This window comes from Psychromonas sp. (genome assembly GCF_983033635.1).
Map to the genome: position 1 here is coordinate 3338 of NZ_CEZLMY010000219.1, position 376 is coordinate 3713.

Genomic DNA, 376 nt, shown 5'->3' on the forward strand with positions numbered 1-376 from the left:
GCGCTAGAAGCTCTTGAAAACGGTAACGTTGATGCTTTTGTCGGAAGTTTGACCAATACGGCTTATGTTATTCAGAAACGTGGTTTTTCTAATATTCATATTGTTGCTTCCAGCTCGTTAGGAAGTGAATATTTTGCGATGGGAAACCGTAAAGATTGGCCAGAGTTGACCGCTATTATAAATATTGGTCTGGCCAGTATTAGCGAAAAAGAAAAAACAGCAATCCGAAACAAGTATGTTGCTTTGAATTATGAGGTGCAAGGCATTGGTCTAGTTGAGGTATTAATATGGATATTTGCGGTTATCTGCATCGCACTAATTATTGTTTTGTTTTTTGTCACTTGGAATCGCAGTTTGCGTAAGTTAGTAAATAGTC

Annotated in this window: 1 protein-coding gene; it reads left to right on the plus strand. The window is 37.8% G+C overall.

Going from position 1 to position 376, the window contains the following annotated elements:
- Positions 1-376, plus strand: a 376-nt coding sequence (locus AC4GME_RS17220; protein WP_490379879.1) for a type 2 periplasmic-binding domain-containing protein, incomplete at both ends; no start/stop codon positions are given.